Genomic DNA, 18094 nt, shown 5'->3' with positions numbered 1-18094 from the left:
CACCGAGGCTGTTTGGATTCGGACGAACGACAAGATTCCATTAGCCACGCCCGCTGACACCGGGCCAACGAAGAACTTTGAACCATGGCCACTATCCACGTAGACGGCAAAGCGCTCGAAGTCGACGGGGCAGACAACCTGTTACAGGCATGTCTGTCGCTGGGCCTCGACATTCCTTATTTCTGCTGGCACCCCGCCCTTGGCAGCGTCGGCGCCTGTCGCCAGTGCGCAGTCAAGCAATACACCGACGAGAACGACACCCGTGGTCGGATCGTCATGTCCTGCATGACCCCCGCCACCGACAACACCTGGATCTCCATCGACGATGAAGAATCCAAGGCGTTTCGCGCCAGCGTCGTCGAATGGCTGATGACCAACCACCCGCACGACTGCCCGGTCTGTGAGGAAGGCGGTCACTGCCACCTGCAAGACATGACCGTGATGACCGGCCACAACGAGCGCCGTTATCGCTTCAAGAAACGCACCCACCAGAACCAGCAACTGGGCCCATTCATTTCCCACGAGATGAACCGCTGCATCGCCTGCTACCGCTGCGTGCGTTTCTACAAGGACTACGCCGGCGGTACCGACCTGGGCGTGTTCGGCGCCCACGACAACGTGTACTTCGGACGCGTTGAAGACGGCACCCTGGAAAGCGAGTTCTCCGGCAACCTCACCGAGGTCTGCCCGACCGGCGTGTTCACCGACAAGACCCACTCCGAGCGCTACAACCGCAAGTGGGACATGCAGTTCTCGCCGAGCATCTGCCACGGCTGCTCCAGCGGTTGCAACATCTCCCCGGGCGAGCGCTACGGCGAACTGCGTCGCATCGAGAACCGCTACAACGGTTCGGTGAACCAGTACTTCCTCTGTGACCGCGGCCGTTTCGGCTACGGCTACGTCAACCGCACCGACCGTCCGCGCCAACCGCTGTTGGCGGGCGGCACCAAGCTGAGCCTGGACGAAGCACTGGACAAGGCCGCCGACCTGCTGCGCGGCCGCAACATCGTCGGCATCGGTTCGCCACGGGCCAGCCTGGAAAGCAACTACGCGTTGCGTGAACTGGTCGGCGCCGAACACTTCTACAGTGGCATCGAAGCCGCCGAGCTGGAGCGCATCCGCCTGGTGCTGCAAGTGCTCAAGGACAGCCCGCTGCCCGTGCCGACGATGCGCGACATCGAAGACCACGACGCCGTGTTCGTCCTTGGCGAAGACCTGACCCAGACCGCCGCGCGCATGGCCCTGGCCCTGCGCCAGTCGGTCAAGGGCAAGGCCGAGGACATGGCCGACGCCATGCGCGTGCAGCCTTGGCTCGACGCCGCGGTGAAAAACATCGGCCAGCACGCGCTGAACCCGCTGTTCATCGCCAGCCTCGCCGAAACCAAGCTCGACGACGTCGCCGAAGAATGCGTGCATGCCGCGCCTGACGACCTGGCCCGCATCGGCTTTGCCGTCGCCCACGCCCTGGACGCCAGTGCACCGGCCGTCGAAGGCCTCGACAGCGAAGCCGCCGAACTGGTGCAGCGCATCGCCGACGCCCTGCTGGCCGCCAAGCGTCCGTTGATCATTGCCGGCACGTCCTTGGGTTCCAAGGCGTTGATCGAAGCCGCCGCCAACATCGCCAAGGCCTTGAAGCTGCGCGAGAAGAACGGCTCCATCAGCCTGGTCGTGCCGGAAGCCAACAGCCTCGGCCTGGCCATGCTCGGTGGCGAATCGGTGGATGCAGCCCTGCAAGCGGTGATCGACGGCAGCGCCGACGCCATCGTGGTGCTGGAAAACGACCTCTACACCCGGACCGACAAGGCCCGTGTGGACGCCGCCCTGAACGCCGCGAAAACCGTGATCGTCGCCGACCACCAGAAGACCGCCACCACCGACCGTGCCCAGCTGGTGTTGCCGGCGGCGAGCTTTGCCGAAGGCGACGGCACGCTGGTCAGCCAGGAAGGTCGCGCCCAGCGCTTCTTCCAGGTCTTCGACCCGCAATACCTGGACGCCAGCATCCTGGTCCACGAAGGCTGGCGCTGGCTGCATGCCCTGCGCGCCACCCTGCTGAACCAGCCGATCGACTGGACCCAACTGGACCACGTCACCGCCGCCTGCGCGTCGAGCAGCCCGCAACTGGCTGCCATCGTCGACGCCGCGCCGTCCGCCGCGTTCCGCATCAAGGGCATGAAGCTGGCCCGCGAGCCGCTGCGTTACTCCGGCCGCACGGCCATGCGCGCCAACATCAGCGTGCACGAACCGCGCACCCCGCAAGACCAGGACACCCCATTCGCCTTCTCCATGGAAGGTTACTCGGGCTCCGCCGAACCGCGCTCGCAAGTGCCGTTCGCCTGGTCGCCGGGCTGGAACTCGCCGCAAGCCTGGAACAAGTTCCAGGACGAGGTCGGCGGTCACCTGCGTGCCGGTGACCCGGGCAAGCGCCTGATCGAAAGCCAGGGCGATGGCCTCAGCTGGTTCGCCAGCGTGCCGCGCGCCTTCAACCCGGCACCAGGGACCTGGCAGGTCGTGCCGTTCCATCACCTGTTCGGCAGCGAAGAGAACTCTTCCAAGGCCGCACCGGTGCAGGAGCGCATCCCGGCCGCCTACGTGGCGCTGGCCAAGTCCGAAGCCGATCGCCTGGGCGTCAACGACGGGGCCCTGCTGAGCCTGAACGTGGCGGGCCAGACCCTGCGTCTGCCGCTGCGTATCAATGAAGCGCTGGGCGCCGGCCTGGTGGCGCTGCCCGCCGGCCTGGCCGGCATCCCACCGGCGATATTCGGCAAAACCGTCGACGGTCTGCAGGAGGCAGCGCAATGAGCTGGTTCACCCCTGAAGTGATCGACGTGATCCTGACGGTCCTCAAGGCCATCGTGATCCTGCTGGCCGTGGTGGTCGCAGGTGCACTGTTGAGCTTCGTCGAACGTCGCCTGCTGGGCTGGTGGCAGGACCGCTACGGTCCGAACCGCGTCGGCCCGTTCGGCATGTTCCAGATCGCCGCCGACATGGTGAAAATGTTCTTCAAGGAAGACTGGACCCCACCGTTTGCCGACAAGGTGATCTTCACCCTGGCACCGGTCGTGGCCATGAGCGCCTTGCTGATCGCCTTCGCGATCATCCCGATCACCCCGACCTGGGGCGTGGCGGACCTGAACATCGGCCTGCTGTTCTTCTTCGCCATGGCCGGCCTGTCGGTGTACGCGGTGCTGTTCGCCGGCTGGTCGAGCAACAACAAGTTCGCCCTGCTGGGCAGCCTGCGGGCCTCGGCCCAGACCGTGTCCTACGAAGTGTTCATGGGCCTGGCGCTCATGGGCATCGTGATCCAGGCCGGCTCGTTCAACATGCGTGACATCGTCGAGTACCAGGCGCAGAACCTGTGGTTCATCATTCCGCAGTTCTTCGGCTTCTGTACCTTCTTCATCGCCGGCGTGGCCGTGACTCACCGTCACCCCTTCGACCAGCCGGAAGCGGAACAGGAACTGGCCGACGGTTACCACATTGAATATGCCGGCATGAAATGGGGCATGTTCTTCGTCGGCGAGTACATCGGCATCATCCTGATCTCGGCGCTGCTGGTCACGCTGTTCTTCGGTGGCTGGCACGGTCCGTTCGGCATCCTGCCGCAATTGTCCTTCGTCTGGTTCGCCTTGAAGACCGCGTTCTTCATCATGCTGTTCGTCCTGCTGCGCGCCTCGATCCCGCGCCCACGCTACGACCAGGTGATGGACTTCAGCTGGAAATTCTGCCTGCCGCTGACCCTGATCAACATGCTGGTGACCGCTGCGATCGTTTTAATGAACGCGCCTGCGGCCGCGGTTCAGTGAGGATTTGACCCATGTTCAAATATATTGGCGACATCGTTAAGGGTACCGGTACCCAACTGCGAAGCCTGGTCATGATCTTCGGCCATGGCTTTCGCAAGCGCGACACCCTGCAATACCCCGAAGAGCCGGTCTACCTGGCTCCGCGTTATCGCGGCCGCATCGTCCTGACCCGTGATCCCGACGGCGAAGAGCGTTGCGTGGCGTGCAACCTGTGCGCCGTGGCCTGCCCGGTCGGTTGCATCTCGTTGCAGAAAGCTGAAACCGAAGACGGTCGCTGGTACCCGGACTTCTTCCGCATCAACTTCTCGCGCTGCATTTTCTGCGGCCTCTGCGAGGAAGCGTGCCCGACCACCGCGATCCAGCTCACGCCGGATTTCGAAATGGCCGAGTTCAAACGTCAGGACCTGGTGTACGAGAAAGAAGACTTGCTGATTTCCGGTCCCGGTAAAAACCCTGATTACAACTTCTATCGTGTTGCAGGTATGGCCATTGCCGGTAAGCCCAAAGGCGCCGCGCAGAACGAAGCCGAACCGATCAACGTGAAGAGCTTGCTGCCTTAAGGAAGAAAGATGGAATTCGCTTTCTATTTCGCATCGGGTATCGCGGTGGTGTCCACGCTTCGTGTGGTCACCAACACCAACCCCATCCATGCCCTGCTCTACCTGATCATTTCGCTGATCGCCGTGGCCATGACCTTCTTCGCCCTCGGCGCGCCGTTTGCCGGTGCGCTGGAAGTGATCGCCTACGCCGGCGCCATCATGGTGCTGTTCGTGTTCGTGGTGATGATGCTCAACCTGGGCCCCGCCTCGGTGCAGCAGGAGCGCTCCTGGCTCAAGCCCGGCATCTGGGCAGGGCCGGTGATTCTCGCCGTCCTGCTGCTGGGGGAACTGCTGTACGTGCTGTTCGCCCACCAGAGCGGCCAGGCCATCGGCCACACCACCGTAGGTCCAAAGGCCGTGGGCATCAGCCTGTTCGGCCCATACCTGCTGGTGGTCGAACTCGCCTCGATGCTGCTGCTTGCCGCAGCCGTCACGGCGTTCCATTTGGGCCGTAACGAGGCGAAGGAGTAATCACATGCCTGCTATCCCTCTCGAGCATGGCCTGGCAGTCGCCGGCATCCTGTTCTGTCTCGGCCTGGTCGGCCTGATGGTCCGTCGCAACATCCTGTTCGTGCTGATGAGCCTGGAGGTCATGATGAACGCCTCTGCCCTGGCCTTCATCGTGGCAGGCGCTCGCTGGGCGCAACCGGATGGACAGATCATGTTCATCCTGGTGATCAGCCTGGCAGCCGCCGAGGCCAGTATCGGCCTGGCGATCCTGTTGCAACTGTATCGCCGCTTCCACACGCTCGATATCGACGCTGCCAGTGAGATGCGCGGATGAACATGATCTTTCTGACTTTCGTATTTCCCCTGATCGGTTTCCTGCTGCTGTCGTTCTCCCGGGGACGCCTCTCGGAAAACCTCTCGGCACTGATCGGTGTCGGTTCCATCGGCCTGTCGGCGATTGTCGCTGCCTACGTGATCTGGCAATTCAACGTCGCACCACCTGAAGGCGGGCACTACACCCTGGTGCTGTGGCGCTGGATGGCGGTGGAAGGCTTCACGCCGAACTTCGCCCTGTACATCGACGGCCTGTCGATCACCATGCTCGGCGTCGTGGTTGGCGTGGGTTTCCTGATCCACCTGTTCGCGTCCTGGTACATGCGCGGTGAAGACGGCTACTCGCGTTTCTTCGCCTACACCAACCTGTTCATCGCCAGCATGCTGTTCCTGGTGCTCGGCGATAACCTGTTGTTCCTGTACTTCGGCTGGGAAGGCGTGGGCCTGTGCTCGTACCTGCTGATCGGTTTCTACTACACCAATCGCAACAACGGTAACGCGGCACTCAAGGCGTTCATCGTCACCCGCATCGGCGACGTGTTCATGGCCATCGGCCTGTTCATCCTGTTCCAGCAGCTGGGTACGCTGAATATCCAGGAACTGCTGGTCAAGGCCCCCGAGCACTTCAAGGTCGGCGATTTCTGGATCGTCCTGGCGACCCTGATGCTGCTGGGCGGCGCTGTCGGTAAATCGGCGCAACTGCCGCTGCAAACCTGGTTGGCGGATGCAATGGCCGGCCCTACCCCGGTCTCGGCACTGATCCACGCCGCAACCATGGTGACCGCGGGCGTCTACCTGATTGCCCGTACTCATGGCCTGTTCGCCCTGGCGCCGGACATCCTGCACCTGGTGGGCATCGTCGGTGGCGTAACCCTGGTACTGGCCGGCTTCGCCGCGCTGGTGCAGACCGACATCAAGCGTATCCTCGCCTACTCGACCATGAGCCAGATCGGCTACATGTTCCTGGCCCTGGGCGTCGGTGCCTGGGAAGGCGCGATCTTCCACCTGATGACCCACGCCTTCTTCAAGGCCCTGCTGTTCCTTGCTTCCGGTGCGGTAATCGTTGCCTGCCACCACGAGCAGAACATCTTCAAGATGGGTGGCCTGTGGAAGAAACTGCCGTTGGCCTACGCCAGCTTCATCGTTGGCGGCGCGGCCCTGGCGGCCCTGCCACTGGTCACCGCCGGTTTCTATTCCAAGGACGAGATCCTCTGGGAAGCGTTCGCCAGCGGTAACCAGGGCCTGCTCTATGCCGGCCTGGTGGGTGCGTTCATGACCTCGCTGTACACCTTCCGCCTGATCTTCATCGCGTTCCACGGTGAAGCCAAGACCGAAGCCCACGCCGGCCACGGCATTGCCCACTGGCTGCCGTTGTCGGTGTTGATCGTGCTGTCGACCTTCGTCGGCGCCATGATCGCCCCGCCACTGCACGGCGTACTGCCGCAAAGCGTCGGCCATGCCGGCGGCGAAGCCAAGCACAGCCTGGAAATCGCCTCGGGCGCCATCGCCCTGGCCGGGATCCTGCTGGCCGCCCTGCTGTTCCTGGGCAAGCGTCGTTTCGTCACCGCCATCGCCAACAGCGGCCTGGGCCGTGTCCTTTCGGCCTGGTGGTTCGCCGCCTGGGGCTTCGACTGGATCTACGACAAACTGTTCGTCAAGCCATACCTTGCGATCAGCCACATTCTGCGCAAAGACCCGCTCGACCAGACCATTGGCCTGATCCCGCGCATGGCCAAGGGTGGCCACACCGCCCTGAGCCGTACCGAGACCGGTCAACTGCGTTGGTATGCGGCTTCCATGGCGGCTGGCGCCGTGCTGGTTATCGGCGCCATCGTGCTGGTAGCGGTCTGATATGAACCTTGCGAACTTGCGAAAGGAAACGAGCCCGTCATGATTCTGCCCTGGCTAATCCTGATCCCCTTCATCGGCGGCCTGTTGTGCTGGATCGCGGAGCGCTCCAGCTCCACGCTCCCGCGCTGGATTGCGCTGCTGACCATGTCCCTGGAACTCGCGCTCGGCCTCTGGCTGTGGGCGACCGGCGACTTCACATTTGCCCCGGCGCCTGGCGCCGAGCCGACCTGGGCGCTTGAATTCAAGCACCTGTGGATCGCGCGCTTCGGCATCAGCGTGCACCTGGCCCTCGACGGCCTGTCGCTGCTGATGATCCTGCTGACCGGCCTGCTGGGTATCCTCTCGGTGCTCTGCTCCTGGAAAGAGATCCAGCGTCACGTCGGCTTCTTCCACCTGAACCTGATGTGGATCCTGGGCGGTGTCGTCGGCGTGTTCCTGGCGCTGGACCTGTTCATGTTCTTCTTCTTCTGGGAAATGATGCTGGTGCCGATGTACTTCCTAATCGCGCTCTGGGGTCACAGTTCCTCGGACGGCAAGAAGACCCGGATCTACGCGGCGACCAAGTTCTTCATCTTCACCCAGGCGTCCGGCCTGATCATGTTGGTGGCGATCCTTGGCCTGGTGCTGGTCAACTTCAACAACACCGGCGTGATCACCTTCAACTACGCCGACCTGTTGAAAGTGCAGATGTCGCGCACCACCGAGTACGTGCTGATGCTGGGCTTCTTCATCGCGTTCGCGGTGAAGCTGCCGGTGGTGCCATTCCACTCCTGGCTGCCCGACGCCCACGCCCAGGCGCCGACCGCCGGTTCCGTGGACCTGGCCGGTATCTTGCTCAAGACCGCGGCCTACGGCCTGCTGCGCTTTGCCCTGCCGATGTTCCCCAACGCCTCGGCCGAGTTCGCGCCCATCGCCATGACCCTGGGCCTGATCGGGATTTTCTACGGTGCGTTCCTGGCGTTCGCCCAGACCGACATCAAGCGCCTGATCGCCTTCTCCAGCGTCTCGCACATGGGCTTCGTGCTGATCGGTATCTACTCCGGCAGCCAGCTGGCCCTGCAAGGCGCGGTGATCCAGATGCTCGCCCACGGCCTGTCGGCGGCGGCGCTGTTTATCCTCAGCGGCCAGTTGTACGAGCGCCTGCACACCCGCGACATGCGCGAGATGGGCGGCGTCTGGTCGCGCATCGCCTACCTGCCGGCCATCAGCCTGTTCTTCGCGGCCGCCTCCCTGGGCCTGCCGGGTACCGGCAACTTCGTCGGCGAGTTCCTGATCCTGATCGGCTCGTTCGTCAGTGCCCCATGGATCACGGCCATCGCCACGTCCGGCCTGGTGTTCGGTTCGGTCTACTCGCTGATCATGATCCACCGCGCCTACTTCGGTCCGGCCAAGTCGGATGAAGTGCTGCGCGGCATGGACGCTCGCGAACTGATCATGGTGCTTGGCCTTGCGGTGCTGCTGGTATACCTCGGCGTTTCCCCGCAACCGTTCCTCGACACCTCTGCCGCCACGATGCATGGCGTGCAGCAGTGGCTCGGCACCGCCTTCTCTCAACTCGCTTCGGCCCGGTAAGAGCGCTATGGAATTCACGATTCAACACTTTATCGCGCTTGCGCCGCTGTTGATCACCAGCGCCACGATCATCGTGGTGATGCTGGCGATCGCCTGGCGGCGCAATCACTCACAGACCTTCCTGCTGTCGGTGGCGGGGCTGAACCTGGCCCTGCTGTCGATCCTGCCGGCCCTGAAAGTCGCGCCCCTGGTGGTCACGCCGCTGATCCAGATCGACAGCTTCGCCTGCCTGTACATGGCGTTGATCCTGGTCGCCACCCTCGCCTGCGTCACCCTCGCCCACGCCTACCTCGGCGATGGCGGTTCGGGTTACCCGGGCAACCGCGAAGAACTGTACCTGCTGATCCTGATGGCCGCCGCCGGTGGCCTGGTCCTGGTCAGCGCGCAGCACCTGGCCAGCCTGTTCATCGGCCTGGAACTGCTGTCGGTACCGGTCTACGGCCTGGTGGCCTACGCCTTCTTCAACAAGCGCTCCCTGGAAGCCGGCATCAAGTACATGGTGCTGTCGGCGGCCGGTTCCGCGTTCCTGTTGTTCGGCATGGCGCTGCTCTACGCAGAAGCCGGCACCCTGAGCTTCGTCGGTATCGGCCAGGCCCTGGCGGCCACCGGCCTGCCAAGCCCGATCGCGCAACTGGGCCTGGGCATGATGTTGATCGGCCTGGCGTTCAAGCTGTCACTGGTGCCCTTCCACCTCTGGACCCCGGACGTCTACGAAGGCGCCCCGGCACCGGTGGCGGCGTTCCTGGCCACCGCGTCGAAAGTGGCGGTGTTCGCGGTGATGGTTCGCCTGTTCCAGATCTCCCCGGTGGCCAGCAGCGGCGTGCTGAACGACGTGCTGACGATCATTGCCATCGTGTCGATCCTGTTCGGTAACCTGCTGGCACTGACCCAGAGCAACCTCAAGCGCCTGCTGGGTTACTCGTCCATCGCCCACTTCGGCTACCTGCTGATCGCGTTGATCGCCAGCAAGGGCCTGGCGGTGGAAGCCATTGGCGTGTACCTGGTCACCTACGTCATCACCAGCCTCGGCGCGTTCGGCGTGATCACCCTGATGTCCTCGCCATACAACGGCCGCGACGCCGACGCCCTGTACGAATACCGTGGCCTGTTCTGGCGCCGTCCGTACCTGACCGCCGTACTGACCGTGATGATGCTGTCCCTGGCCGGCATTCCGCTGACCGCCGGCTTCATCGGCAAGTTCTACATCATCGCCACCGGTGTCGAGGCGCACCAATGGTGGCTGGTCGGCTCCCTGGTGCTGGGCAGTGCCATCGGCGTGTTCTACTACCTGCGCGTCATGGTCACCCTGTACCTGATGGAACCGAACCTGCGTCGCCACGACGCCGAGCTGCACTGGGAGCAGAAGGCAGGCGGCGTGATGCTGCTGGCTATCGCCGTACTGGCGTTCTTCCTGGGCGTGTACCCACAACCGTTGCTGACCCTGGTCCAGCAAGCGGGCCTGGTGGGCTGATCGCCTCGGCAGCACCGCTGTGAAAAAACCCGTATCGCGAGATACGGGTTTTTTTATGGCTGGGTTCTGAAGAATGACAAATCGTGGCGAGGGAGCAAGCTTCCTCGCCACGGGCCAGGTGTGTCAACAGGCGCTTTTAGCCGCGCGTCAGCGCAAAGTGCAACGAGCTTTTACCCCGGGTCTTGCAGCTTGCACGAAGCCGGAACTTACCACTCATCCAACTCTTTGTTTTACCTGTACTTTTTTATAAGCGCTGGCTGGCATGGCTGATGCAATTTACCCCGTACGCGGCGTCGGCGCTTGAAGCCTACCCGCAACCGTGAATTGCCAGGAGCTACTTATGAACGCCATCGACCTTTTGAAAGCCGACCATGAACGCGTGAAAGCGATTCTGACCCAACTGAGCGAATCCACTGATCGCGCCATCAAGAAACGCACCGATCTGTTGGCGAAACTGGAAATGGAAGTGACCATCCACACCCGCCTGGAAGAAGAGATCCTGTATCCGGCTTTCAAGCAAGCGGGTGGCAAGGACGAAGCGGAAATGTATTACGAGGCCAAGGAAGAGCATCGCACCGTCGACTCGCTGGTGCTGCCGGACCTGAAAGCCACCGATCCATCCCAGCCTGAATTCGCCGGTCGGGTGAAGGTGGTCAAGGAACTGCTCGAACACCACATCGAAGAGGAAGAAAAGGAGATGTTCCCCCAGGCCAAGAAAGTCTTGGGCAAGGCCAAGCTGGATGCCTTGGGCGCGGAAATGGAAACCATGAAAGCGCAGTACAAAAAGGAACTGGGCAGCGCCAACCTCGCCGCCTGATCCTTGCCTCGAATGCTTCAGCCGTCTCCGGACGGCTGAACGTCGTTATGGGGTCCTGTACTAACCGATCCAGCCCCGTGCGTCACGGCTGCATCTGTTCGCGCAGAAACTCCACCAGCGCCTGTACCGGGCGCGAGCCCTGCCGATGTTGCGGGTAAACCGCTGACAGCGTCAGTGGCTCGGTCTCGTAACCCTCCAGCACCCGGGTCAATCGACCGTCCTTCAGTGCATCGCCGAGAATGAAGGTGGGCAGGTAGGTGATGCCCATGCCGGCAATGGCCGCGTCCCGAAGCAGGTCACCGTTGTTGGCCCGCATGCGTCCGGTGACATCCAGGGACAAAGGTTTGCCACGTCCTTCGAAGCGCCATTGGACTTGCCGGCTGTGACCATAAGGCAGGCAATCGTGATTGCGCAGGTCTTCAGGTCGCTCGGGCGTACCGCGTTCTGCCAGGTAGGCCGGGCTGGCGCAATACAGCCGCTCGATGCTGGCGATACGCCGGGCAATCAGCGTCGAGTCCTCCAGCACGCCAATGCGCAACGCCAGATCGTAGCCCTCCCCCAGCAGATCCACCGAGCGGTCGCTCAAATCCACTTCGACGCTGACGTCGGGGTAGCGTTGCAGGAACACCGGCAGCAGGCTCCCCAGGTGCGCCACAGCGAACGACAGCGGCGCGCTGAGGCGAATGGTGCCGCGGGGCGCGTCGGTCTGGCCGCTGATGCCCTGCTCCACCTCTTCGATTTCACTGAGCAGGCGCAATGCTGATTCGTAATAACGCTGGCCCAAGGGGGTAATGTCCAGGCGCCGCGTCGAACGATTGAGCAGGCGCACGCCCAGACGCTGCTCCAGCTCCATCAGCTTGCGGCTGACGAACTGCTTGGACAGCCCGAGCGTGTCCGCCGCCGCGGTAAAGCTGCCCGACTCCATGACCTGGACGAAAATGCGCATGTCTTCGAAGGGGTTCATTGGGGATCCGTGGGTGAATAATCAAGAACTTTATAAAGGTGTTCAGGGTGAACTCAACCCTGTGGCGAGGGGATTTATCCCCGTTGGGCTGCGCAGCAGACCTGATTACTGACTCCGGTAAACAGTCTGACACACCAGGTGATCAACTTTGGGGCTGCTACGCAGCCCAACGGGGATAAATCCCCTCGCCACAGGTTTTCGCCAGGCAAAAAGATGCCCGCACGATGGCGGGCATCCGTTTAGCCTGTGAGCTCAGCTTACTTGGCGGTCAGCGCCGAGTAGCTGTTCATCAGGTTGCGGTAGTTCGGAATGCGCTGGGACAACAGGTTGCCCAGGCCTTCGATGTCGTTGCGCCAGTCACGGTGCAGCTCGCAGGCCACCGAGAACCAGTTCATCATTTGCGCGCCAGCGGCGGTCATGCGGACCCAGGCGGCTTGTTGCACGGTTTCGTTAAAGGTGCCCGAAGCGTCGGTGACGACGAACACGTCAAAACCTTCAGCCAGTGCCGACAGGGTCGGGAACGCTACGCAGACGTCGGTCACCACGCCAGCGATGATCAGTTGCTTGCGGCCGGTGGCCTTGATCGCCTTGACGAAGTCTTCGTTGTCCCAGGCGTTGATCTGGCCTGGACGCGGGATGTACGGTGCGTCCGGGAACATTTCCTTGAGTTCCGGCACGATCGGGCCGTTCGGACCTTTTTCGAAACTGGTGGTCAGGATGGTCGGCAGTTCGAAGAACTTCGCCAGGTCAGCCAGGGCCAGCACGTTGTTCTTGAACTCGTTGGGCGAAAAGTCCTGGACCAGAGAGATCAGGCCAGTCTGGTGATCGACCAGCAGGACCACAGCGTCGTCTTTGTTCAGGCGGTTGTAGCTGGGAACATTGCTCATGGGATGACTCCTTTGGATGGATGTTACAAGTCCTGTGGGAGCGGGCTTGCTCGCGAATGCGTCGGCACATCCGACGACGTCGCAAGCTGACACACCGCTTTCGCGAGCAAGCCCGCTCCCACAGGGGGATGTTGGTGTTCGTCAGAACGCGAAGCAGGAACAGCCGAACGCGCCCCAGAAGCCTTGGAAATCGCTGACCGGAACGTTCGACAGGCGTGCCCGTTCATGGCTGTGGGCGTGCACCGTGCACGGCCCGCTGCACTGGTGGACTTGCGCCTGCAACGGCGAGCTCGGGCGCCAGTGACCAGGGACCTTGACCACTGGCGACCAGTCCGGCAGCACCGGAACGCTGGCCGGGCCGAGCTTCTCGAAATCGCCGGCGGCGTAGACCACCTTGCCGCCCACCACCGTCAGCACGGACTCGATCCACTTGATGGCTTCTTCCTCGACGCTGAAGAAGTCCGCGCTCAGGGCTGCCACGTCCGCCAGCTGGCCGACCTTGATCTGGCCTTTCTTGCCCTGCTCCGAGGAGAACCAGGCGCTGCCGTGGGTGAACAGTTCCAGGGCGGTCAGGCGCGGCAGACCTTCTTCGTGCAATGCCAGGCCGCCGACGGTGCGGCCGCTGACCATCCAGTACAGCGAGGTCCATGGGTTGTAGCTCGACACCCGGGTGGCGTCGGTGCCGGCGCCGACCGGCACGCCTTCGGCCAGCATGCGCTTGATCGGCGGCGTGGCTTCGGCGGCCTTGGCGCCGTAGCGGTCCACGAAGTACTCACCCTGGAAGGCCATGCGGTCCTGGATGGCGATGCCGCCGCCCAGCGCGCGGACCCGCTCGATGTTCTGCGGGGTAATGGTCTCGGCGTGGTCGAAGAACCACGGCAGGCCGTTGAACGGGATGTCGCGGTTGACCTTCTCGAACACATCGAGCATGCGGCTGATGGATTCGTTATAGGTGGCGTGCAGACGGAACGGCCAGCGCTGTTCCACCAGGTGCCGCACCACCGGTTCCAGGTCTTGCTCCATGCTCGCCGGCAGGTCCGGACGCGGTTCGAGGAAGTCCTCGAAGTCGGCCGCCGAGAACACCAGCATTTCGCCGGCGCCGTTATGCCGCAGGAATTCGTCGCCCTGGTGCAGCTTGACGCTGCCGGTCCAGTTCTTGAAGTCGCTGAGCTCTTCCTTGGGTTTCTGGGTGAACAGGTTGTAGGCGATGCGCACCGTCAACTGCTGTTCCCGGGCCAACTGCTCGATCACGGCGTAATCGTCCGGGTAGTTCTGGAAACCACCGCCGGCATCGATGGCGCTGGTCAGCCCGAGGCGATTGAGTTCACGCATGAACTGGCGGGTGGAGTTGACCTGGTACTCCAGCGGCAACTTCGGTCCCTTGGCCAGGGTCGAGTAGAGGATCATCGCGTTAGGTCGCGCCACCAGCATGCCGGTCGGCTCGCCGTTGCTGTCACGCACGATCTCGCCGCCGGGCGGGTTCGGCGTGTCGCGGGTGTAGCCGGCCACGCGCAGCGCGGTGCGGTTGAGCAAGGCGCGGTCATACAGGTGCAGGACGAACACCGGGGTGTCCGGGGCCGCCTGGTTGAGTTCTTCCAGGGTCGGCATGCGTTTTTCGGCGAACTGGAATTCGTTCCAGCCGCCCACCACACGCACCCATTGAGGCGTCGGCGTGCGGTCGGCCTGGTCCTTGAGCATGCGCAGAGCATCGGCCAGGGACGGCACGCCTTCCCAGCGCAGTTCCAGGTTGTAGTTCAAGCCACCCCGGATCAGGTGCAGGTGCGAGTCATTGAGCCCGGGGATGACGGTGCGGCCCTTGAGGTCGATGACCTGGGTGCCGCTGCCGCGCAGGGCCATGGCTTCGGCGTCGGTGCCCACGGCAACGAATTTGCCCTGGCTGATCGCCACGGCGCTGGCCCGGGGGTTTTCCCGGTCGACGGTGTGGAACTGGCCATTGAACAGAATCAGATCGGCGTTCATAGGGTTTTCCTTCAACGATCAAAAATAGAAATTGTGGCGAGGGGATTTATCCCCGCTGGACTGCGAAGCAGTCCTGAAAGAGCGGCCGCTACGCGACCGAGCGGGGATAAATCCCCTCGCCACAACAGTGCTCGGCGCAACACTCAACAAGCTAAGGCTCCAAATGCTCATGCGCCTTCGAAGCCTCCATCCACGGTGCGAACAGACGGGTCGCCAGCGGCATGCACACGTAGCAGACCGAAAGCACGATGGTCAGGGTGATCAAGAACGTCGCGACCACGTAGTTGGAAAGAATCGCGTGGAGTTGCAGCACGGGCCCCCAGATCAGCGGCACCAGCAAGGTGTGCGGCAGGATCACCAGCAAGGTCACTACGGCCTGCTTCCAGCGCGGTGGCGGTGTGGCGGCGTCCGCCAGCGGGGTGAACCAGAACTCCTTGTGGGACGCGACTTCGGTCTGGTCGCCATCGGCCAGCAACGGCGCCGCCTCTTGCACCAACTCGCTGCGCTCGGGCGAATCCAGCCAGCGCTGCAAGGCCTCGGTGGAACAGAAGCGCAGCACGCAGGTGAACAGCGACAGGCCGTCCTGCTTGCCTCGCACCACGTCCACCCCCAAGTGCCCTGGCCAGCCACCGGCGACGCGCACGATGCGCCGCAGCCAGGCCTCGTAGGCCGCGTCCTGGCCGGCCTTGATCCGGTGCTTGACCACCAGGGTGACGATTTCGTCGACGCCAGGCTTGGCCTTGGGCTCAACGGTTTGCAATTCAGACATGACGAAGCACTCCAACAAAGCGCGTGTTCATCGCCAGGCGGCCAGGGCCGGCGATGAAGACGCTGGTAAATACAATCAGCAGCAACCAACCGAACTGCCCTTCTTCCAGGCTCCACTGCGGGTGCACCACCAGCAGCGCCACGGCCAGCAAAAACAGGATTGGCAGGCAGGCCAGGCGCACCAGCACGCCGGCCATGATCAGCAGCGGGCACACCACTTCGGCGAAGATCGCCAGGATCAGCGTGGGCGCCGCGCCAAGGTGAAACGGGTCTTCGATGCGGGTCAGTTCGGCGCTGTAGTGCAACAGCTTCGGCAACCCATGGACCCACAGCAAAAACAGCGCGCCACTGAGGCGCAGGAACAGCAAGCCCAGATCCTGCATCGGGCGTTCATCGGTGATGTTCATCGGTGGGCTCCGTCCGAATCTGCGTAAGCCGCGGCCGGCAACGGTTGGGACATGTGGGTGGCAATGCGCGAGCGCAGCCAGCGCTCGGCAGGGTCGTTGTCATGCACGCCGCTCCAGACCATCGACAGTTCCGCCGCGTTGATCTCGAACGGTGGGTCCTCGGCCCGCAGCGCGCAGCCTTCGACCAGGGCACAGGCGGCATAGTCGGGCACGGTGGCGATCAGCTCGGTGCCTGCCAGCAAGGCGCGCAAGCCACTGAACTGTGGCACCCCGAGCACCACCTTGCGGGTCCGGCCGATGCGGGCCAGGTCCAGGTCGATGTTGCCGCTCAGGTCGCCCGAAAACGACACCATGGCGTGGGGCCTTGCGCAGTACTCATCCAGGGTCAGTGGCCCTGGGCGATTGTCGCCGCGCAAGACCTTGCAGGGGATGTCCCGCAGCTTCTTGCGCTTGGCATTGGCCGGCAAATCGGTGGTATAGCTGACGCCCACGCTGATTTCGCCACTGCCCAGCAACGACGACATCAGCAGATAGTTGGCCCGACGCACCACCACGATGATGCCCGGCGCTTCTTCACGCAGTTGGCTGAGCAAGGGTGGAAACAGGCCGAACTCGGCATCGTCCGACAGGCCGATGCGAAACACATCGCAACTGGTGGACGGGTCGAACGCCTTGGCCCGGCTGACCGCGCCGGAAATCGTGTCCATGGCCGGTTGCAGTTCCCGCAGAATGGCCAGGGCCCGAGGCGTCGGCTCCATGCCACGACCGTGGCGGATCAGCAACGGGTCGTCGAACAGATCCCGCAGCCGCCCCAACGCCGCGCTCACCGCCGGCTGGCCCATGAACAGCTTCTCGGCGACGCGGGTCAGGTTCTTTTCGAACATCAGCGCCTCGAAGATCACCAGCAGGTTCATGTCGAGACGGCGTAAATCGTTGCGGTTCATCGGGTTATTTGATCCTGTTGAATGGCCAGGGATGGGTGAAGTCCCTGTGGGAGCGAGCTTGCTCGCGAAGGCGTGCCGACCTTCAACATCCTCGTCGACTGACCCTGCGCTTTCGCGAGCAAGCTCGCTCCCACATTAGGTTTTGTGGCTTGCCCCAAGCATCAGGGCAGCCCCCTTCAGCCCCGGATAAACGCCAGCAAATCAGCGTTCAGACGGTCCTTGTGGGTATCGGTCAGGCCATGGGGCGCGCCGGGGTAGACCAGCAACTGAGCGTTCTTGAGCAGCTTGGCGGCGGCGATGCCGGCGGCTTCGATCGGCACCACCTGGTCGTCGTCGCCATGCACCACCAAGGTCGGCACGTCGATGCCGCGCAGGTCGTCGGAAAGGTCGGTTTCCGAGAACGCCTTGATGCAGTCATAGGTGTTCTTGTGCCCGGCGAGCATGCCTTGCATCCAGAACCAGTCGATCATGCCCTGGGAGACTTTGGCGCCCGGACGGTTGGCGCCAAAAAACGCGCTGGCCACATCCTTGTATAGCTGAGAACGGTCGGCCAGGGAGGCCTGGCGGAAGCCGTCGAACACCTCGATGGGCAAGCCGCCCGGGTTGGACGCGGTCTTGAGCATCAGCGGGGTCACCGCCGAGATCAGGCCGAGCTTGGCGACGCGCGCGGCACCGTGGCGACCGATGTAGCGCGTCACTTCGCCACCGCCGGTGGAGAAGCCCAGCAACACCGCGTCCTTCAGGTCCAGTCGCTCGATCAGCTCGGCCAGGTCGTCAGCGTAGGTGTTCATGTCGTTGCCGTCCCAAGGCTGGCTGGAGCGACCGTGCCCACGGCGGTCGTGAGCGATCACCCGATAGCCGTTGGAAGCCAGGAACATCATCTGCGCTTCCCAACTGTCCGAGTTCAATGGCCAGCCGTGGCTGAACACCACCGGTTGCCCACTGCCCCAATCCTTGTAGTAGAGCTCGGTGCCGTCGCGGGTGATGAAGGTACTCATGCCATGATTCCTTGAGGTGAGTGAATGGCTTCATGGTCTGGTCAGCAGGGGTGTGAGCGTGAGTTAAACGTTGTTAATTTTTTGTCGGAGCAAGACCCTCCCGCGATGAGGGTGTGACGTTTCCTGCGGGCCGAAGCGGCTTCATCACGAGCAAGCTTTTGCGCCTGCAAGGCTCTAAACCGTTGCACTTGCCGACAAACCTGAGGAACATGCTCGGGTATACCCGCCCTGCACCGGGACAGAATATCGA

General features: G+C 63.0%; 16 protein-coding genes. 9 read left to right on the top strand and 7 right to left on the bottom strand.

Annotated elements, in window-relative coordinates; translation table 11 throughout:
* Positions 1-84: 84 nt before the first annotated feature.
* The 9 genes from nuoG (at position 85) to KI241_RS09640 (ending at position 10896) form a co-directional block, all read left to right on the top strand.
* Positions 85-2799: an NADH-quinone oxidoreductase subunit NuoG gene (gene nuoG / locus KI241_RS09680; RefSeq protein WP_212803623.1), complete on the top strand. Its 2715-nt coding sequence runs from the start codon at positions 85-87 to the stop codon at positions 2797-2799.
* Positions 2796-3803 carry an NADH-quinone oxidoreductase subunit NuoH gene (gene nuoH, locus KI241_RS09675; protein ID WP_042729788.1) on the top strand — a complete coding sequence of 336 codons (1008 nt, stop codon included), beginning with the start codon at positions 2796-2798 and terminating at the stop codon, positions 3801-3803. Before nuoG ends, nuoH begins: the two co-directional genes overlap by 4 nt.
* 11 nt (positions 3804-3814) lie before the next feature.
* Entirely contained in the window at positions 3815-4363 is a 549-nt protein-coding gene (gene nuoI / locus KI241_RS09670; RefSeq protein WP_003180051.1) for an NADH-quinone oxidoreductase subunit NuoI, read from the top strand.
* 9 nt (positions 4364-4372) lie between these two features.
* Positions 4373-4873, top strand: a complete 501-nt coding sequence (nuoJ, locus tag KI241_RS09665; protein WP_042729789.1) for an NADH-quinone oxidoreductase subunit J — start codon at positions 4373-4375, stop codon at positions 4871-4873.
* A gap of 4 nt (positions 4874-4877) precedes the next feature.
* A complete protein-coding gene (gene nuoK, locus KI241_RS09660; RefSeq protein WP_003180046.1) occupies positions 4878-5186 on the top strand; it encodes an NADH-quinone oxidoreductase subunit NuoK in 309 nt (102 codons plus the stop codon).
* A complete protein-coding gene (gene nuoL / locus KI241_RS09655; RefSeq protein ID WP_047737220.1) occupies positions 5183-7036 on the top strand; it encodes an NADH-quinone oxidoreductase subunit L in 1854 nt (617 codons plus the stop codon). The genes nuoK and nuoL overlap by 4 nt, the downstream gene beginning before the upstream one ends.
* 39 nt (positions 7037-7075) lie before the next feature.
* Complete coding sequence (gene nuoM / locus KI241_RS09650) at positions 7076-8608, top strand: NADH-quinone oxidoreductase subunit M (RefSeq protein WP_042732421.1); 1533 nt, start codon at positions 7076-7078, stop codon at positions 8606-8608.
* 7 nt (positions 8609-8615) lie between these two features.
* On the top strand, positions 8616-10079 hold the full coding sequence (nuoN, locus tag KI241_RS09645) for an NADH-quinone oxidoreductase subunit NuoN (RefSeq protein ID WP_042732422.1): 1464 nt from the start codon (positions 8616-8618) through the stop codon (positions 10077-10079).
* Positions 10080-10419: 340 nt separating this feature from the next.
* On the top strand, positions 10420-10896 hold the full coding sequence (locus KI241_RS09640; protein ID WP_042732423.1) for a hemerythrin domain-containing protein: 477 nt from the start codon (positions 10420-10422) through the stop codon (positions 10894-10896).
* Between the two features lie 82 nt (positions 10897-10978).
* Here the strand turns inward: KI241_RS09640 and KI241_RS09635 are convergent, their stop codons facing one another.
* The 7 genes from KI241_RS09635 to KI241_RS09605 form a co-directional block, all read right to left on the bottom strand.
* On the bottom strand, positions 10979-11860 hold the full coding sequence (locus KI241_RS09635; protein ID WP_212803622.1) for a LysR family transcriptional regulator: 882 nt from the start codon (positions 11858-11860) through the stop codon (positions 10979-10981).
* Between the two features lie 257 nt (positions 11861-12117).
* Positions 12118-12747 carry an isochorismate family cysteine hydrolase YcaC gene (gene ycaC, locus KI241_RS09630; protein WP_047737223.1) on the bottom strand — a complete coding sequence of 210 codons (630 nt, stop codon included), beginning with the start codon at positions 12745-12747 and terminating at the stop codon, positions 12118-12120.
* A 141-nt stretch (positions 12748-12888) separates the two neighbouring features.
* The gene (locus KI241_RS09625) at positions 12889-14727 is read right to left on the bottom strand and encodes an amidohydrolase (RefSeq protein WP_212803621.1); all 1839 of its coding nucleotides are present in this window, start codon (positions 14725-14727) and stop codon (positions 12889-12891) included.
* A gap of 151 nt (positions 14728-14878) precedes the next feature.
* A complete protein-coding gene (locus KI241_RS09620; RefSeq protein ID WP_042729762.1) occupies positions 14879-15496 on the bottom strand; it encodes an antibiotic biosynthesis monooxygenase in 618 nt (205 codons plus the stop codon).
* Positions 15489-15902 carry a DoxX family protein gene (locus KI241_RS09615; protein ID WP_042729763.1) on the bottom strand — a complete coding sequence of 138 codons (414 nt, stop codon included), beginning with the start codon at positions 15900-15902 and terminating at the stop codon, positions 15489-15491. The genes KI241_RS09620 and KI241_RS09615 overlap by 8 nt, the downstream gene beginning before the upstream one ends.
* Positions 15899-16846, bottom strand: a complete 948-nt coding sequence (locus tag KI241_RS09610) for a LysR family transcriptional regulator (RefSeq protein WP_047737226.1) — start codon at positions 16844-16846, stop codon at positions 15899-15901. Before KI241_RS09610 ends, KI241_RS09615 begins: the two co-directional genes overlap by 4 nt.
* 176 nt (positions 16847-17022) lie before the next feature.
* Positions 17023-17844, bottom strand: coding sequence for an alpha/beta hydrolase (locus KI241_RS09605; RefSeq protein WP_047737228.1), 822 nt, complete (start codon positions 17842-17844; stop codon positions 17023-17025).
* Positions 17845-18094 lie beyond the last annotated feature (250 nt).

Origin of the sequence: Pseudomonas sp. Cab53 (genome assembly GCF_018325965.1) — a bacterium.
Classification (GTDB): Bacteria; Pseudomonadota; Gammaproteobacteria; order Pseudomonadales; family Pseudomonadaceae; genus Aquipseudomonas; species Aquipseudomonas chlororaphis_E.
Note: the sequence above shows the minus strand (reverse complement) of the source record. Positions and strands in the feature narration are given on the sequence as shown.

What these genes read in the sequence shown, in the direction of transcription:
- nuoI (WP_003180051.1), top strand. Translation starts at nt 3,815, where the DNA reads ATGTTCAAATATATTGGCGACATCGTTAAGGGTACCGGTACCCAACTG.
- KI241_RS09635 (WP_212803622.1), bottom strand. Translation starts at nt 11,860, where the DNA reads ATGAACCCCTTCGAAGACATGCGCATTTTCGTCCAGGTCATGGAGTCG.
- KI241_RS09615 (WP_042729763.1), bottom strand. Translation starts at nt 15,902, where the DNA reads ATGAACATCACCGATGAACGCCCGATGCAGGATCTGGGCTTGCTGTTC.
- nuoK (WP_003180046.1), top strand. Translation starts at nt 4,878, where the DNA reads ATGCCTGCTATCCCTCTCGAGCATGGCCTGGCAGTCGCCGGCATCCTG.
- KI241_RS09610 (WP_047737226.1), bottom strand. Translation starts at nt 16,846, where the DNA reads ATGAACCGCAACGATTTACGCCGTCTCGACATGAACCTGCTGGTGATC.
- ycaC (WP_047737223.1), bottom strand. Translation starts at nt 12,747, where the DNA reads ATGAGCAATGTTCCCAGCTACAACCGCCTGAACAAAGACGACGCTGTG.
- nuoN (WP_042732422.1), top strand. Translation starts at nt 8,616, where the DNA reads ATGGAATTCACGATTCAACACTTTATCGCGCTTGCGCCGCTGTTGATC.
- KI241_RS09605 (WP_047737228.1), bottom strand. Translation starts at nt 17,844, where the DNA reads ATGAGTACCTTCATCACCCGCGACGGCACCGAGCTCTACTACAAGGAT.
- nuoH (WP_042729788.1), top strand. Translation starts at nt 2,796, where the DNA reads ATGAGCTGGTTCACCCCTGAAGTGATCGACGTGATCCTGACGGTCCTC.
- nuoM (WP_042732421.1), top strand. Translation starts at nt 7,076, where the DNA reads ATGATTCTGCCCTGGCTAATCCTGATCCCCTTCATCGGCGGCCTGTTG.
- nuoL (WP_047737220.1), top strand. Translation starts at nt 5,183, where the DNA reads ATGAACATGATCTTTCTGACTTTCGTATTTCCCCTGATCGGTTTCCTG.
- KI241_RS09640 (WP_042732423.1), top strand. Translation starts at nt 10,420, where the DNA reads ATGAACGCCATCGACCTTTTGAAAGCCGACCATGAACGCGTGAAAGCG.
- KI241_RS09620 (WP_042729762.1), bottom strand. Translation starts at nt 15,496, where the DNA reads ATGTCTGAATTGCAAACCGTTGAGCCCAAGGCCAAGCCTGGCGTCGAC.
- nuoJ (WP_042729789.1), top strand. Translation starts at nt 4,373, where the DNA reads ATGGAATTCGCTTTCTATTTCGCATCGGGTATCGCGGTGGTGTCCACG.
- KI241_RS09625 (WP_212803621.1), bottom strand. Translation starts at nt 14,727, where the DNA reads ATGAACGCCGATCTGATTCTGTTCAATGGCCAGTTCCACACCGTCGAC.
- nuoG (WP_212803623.1), top strand. Translation starts at nt 85, where the DNA reads ATGGCCACTATCCACGTAGACGGCAAAGCGCTCGAAGTCGACGGGGCA.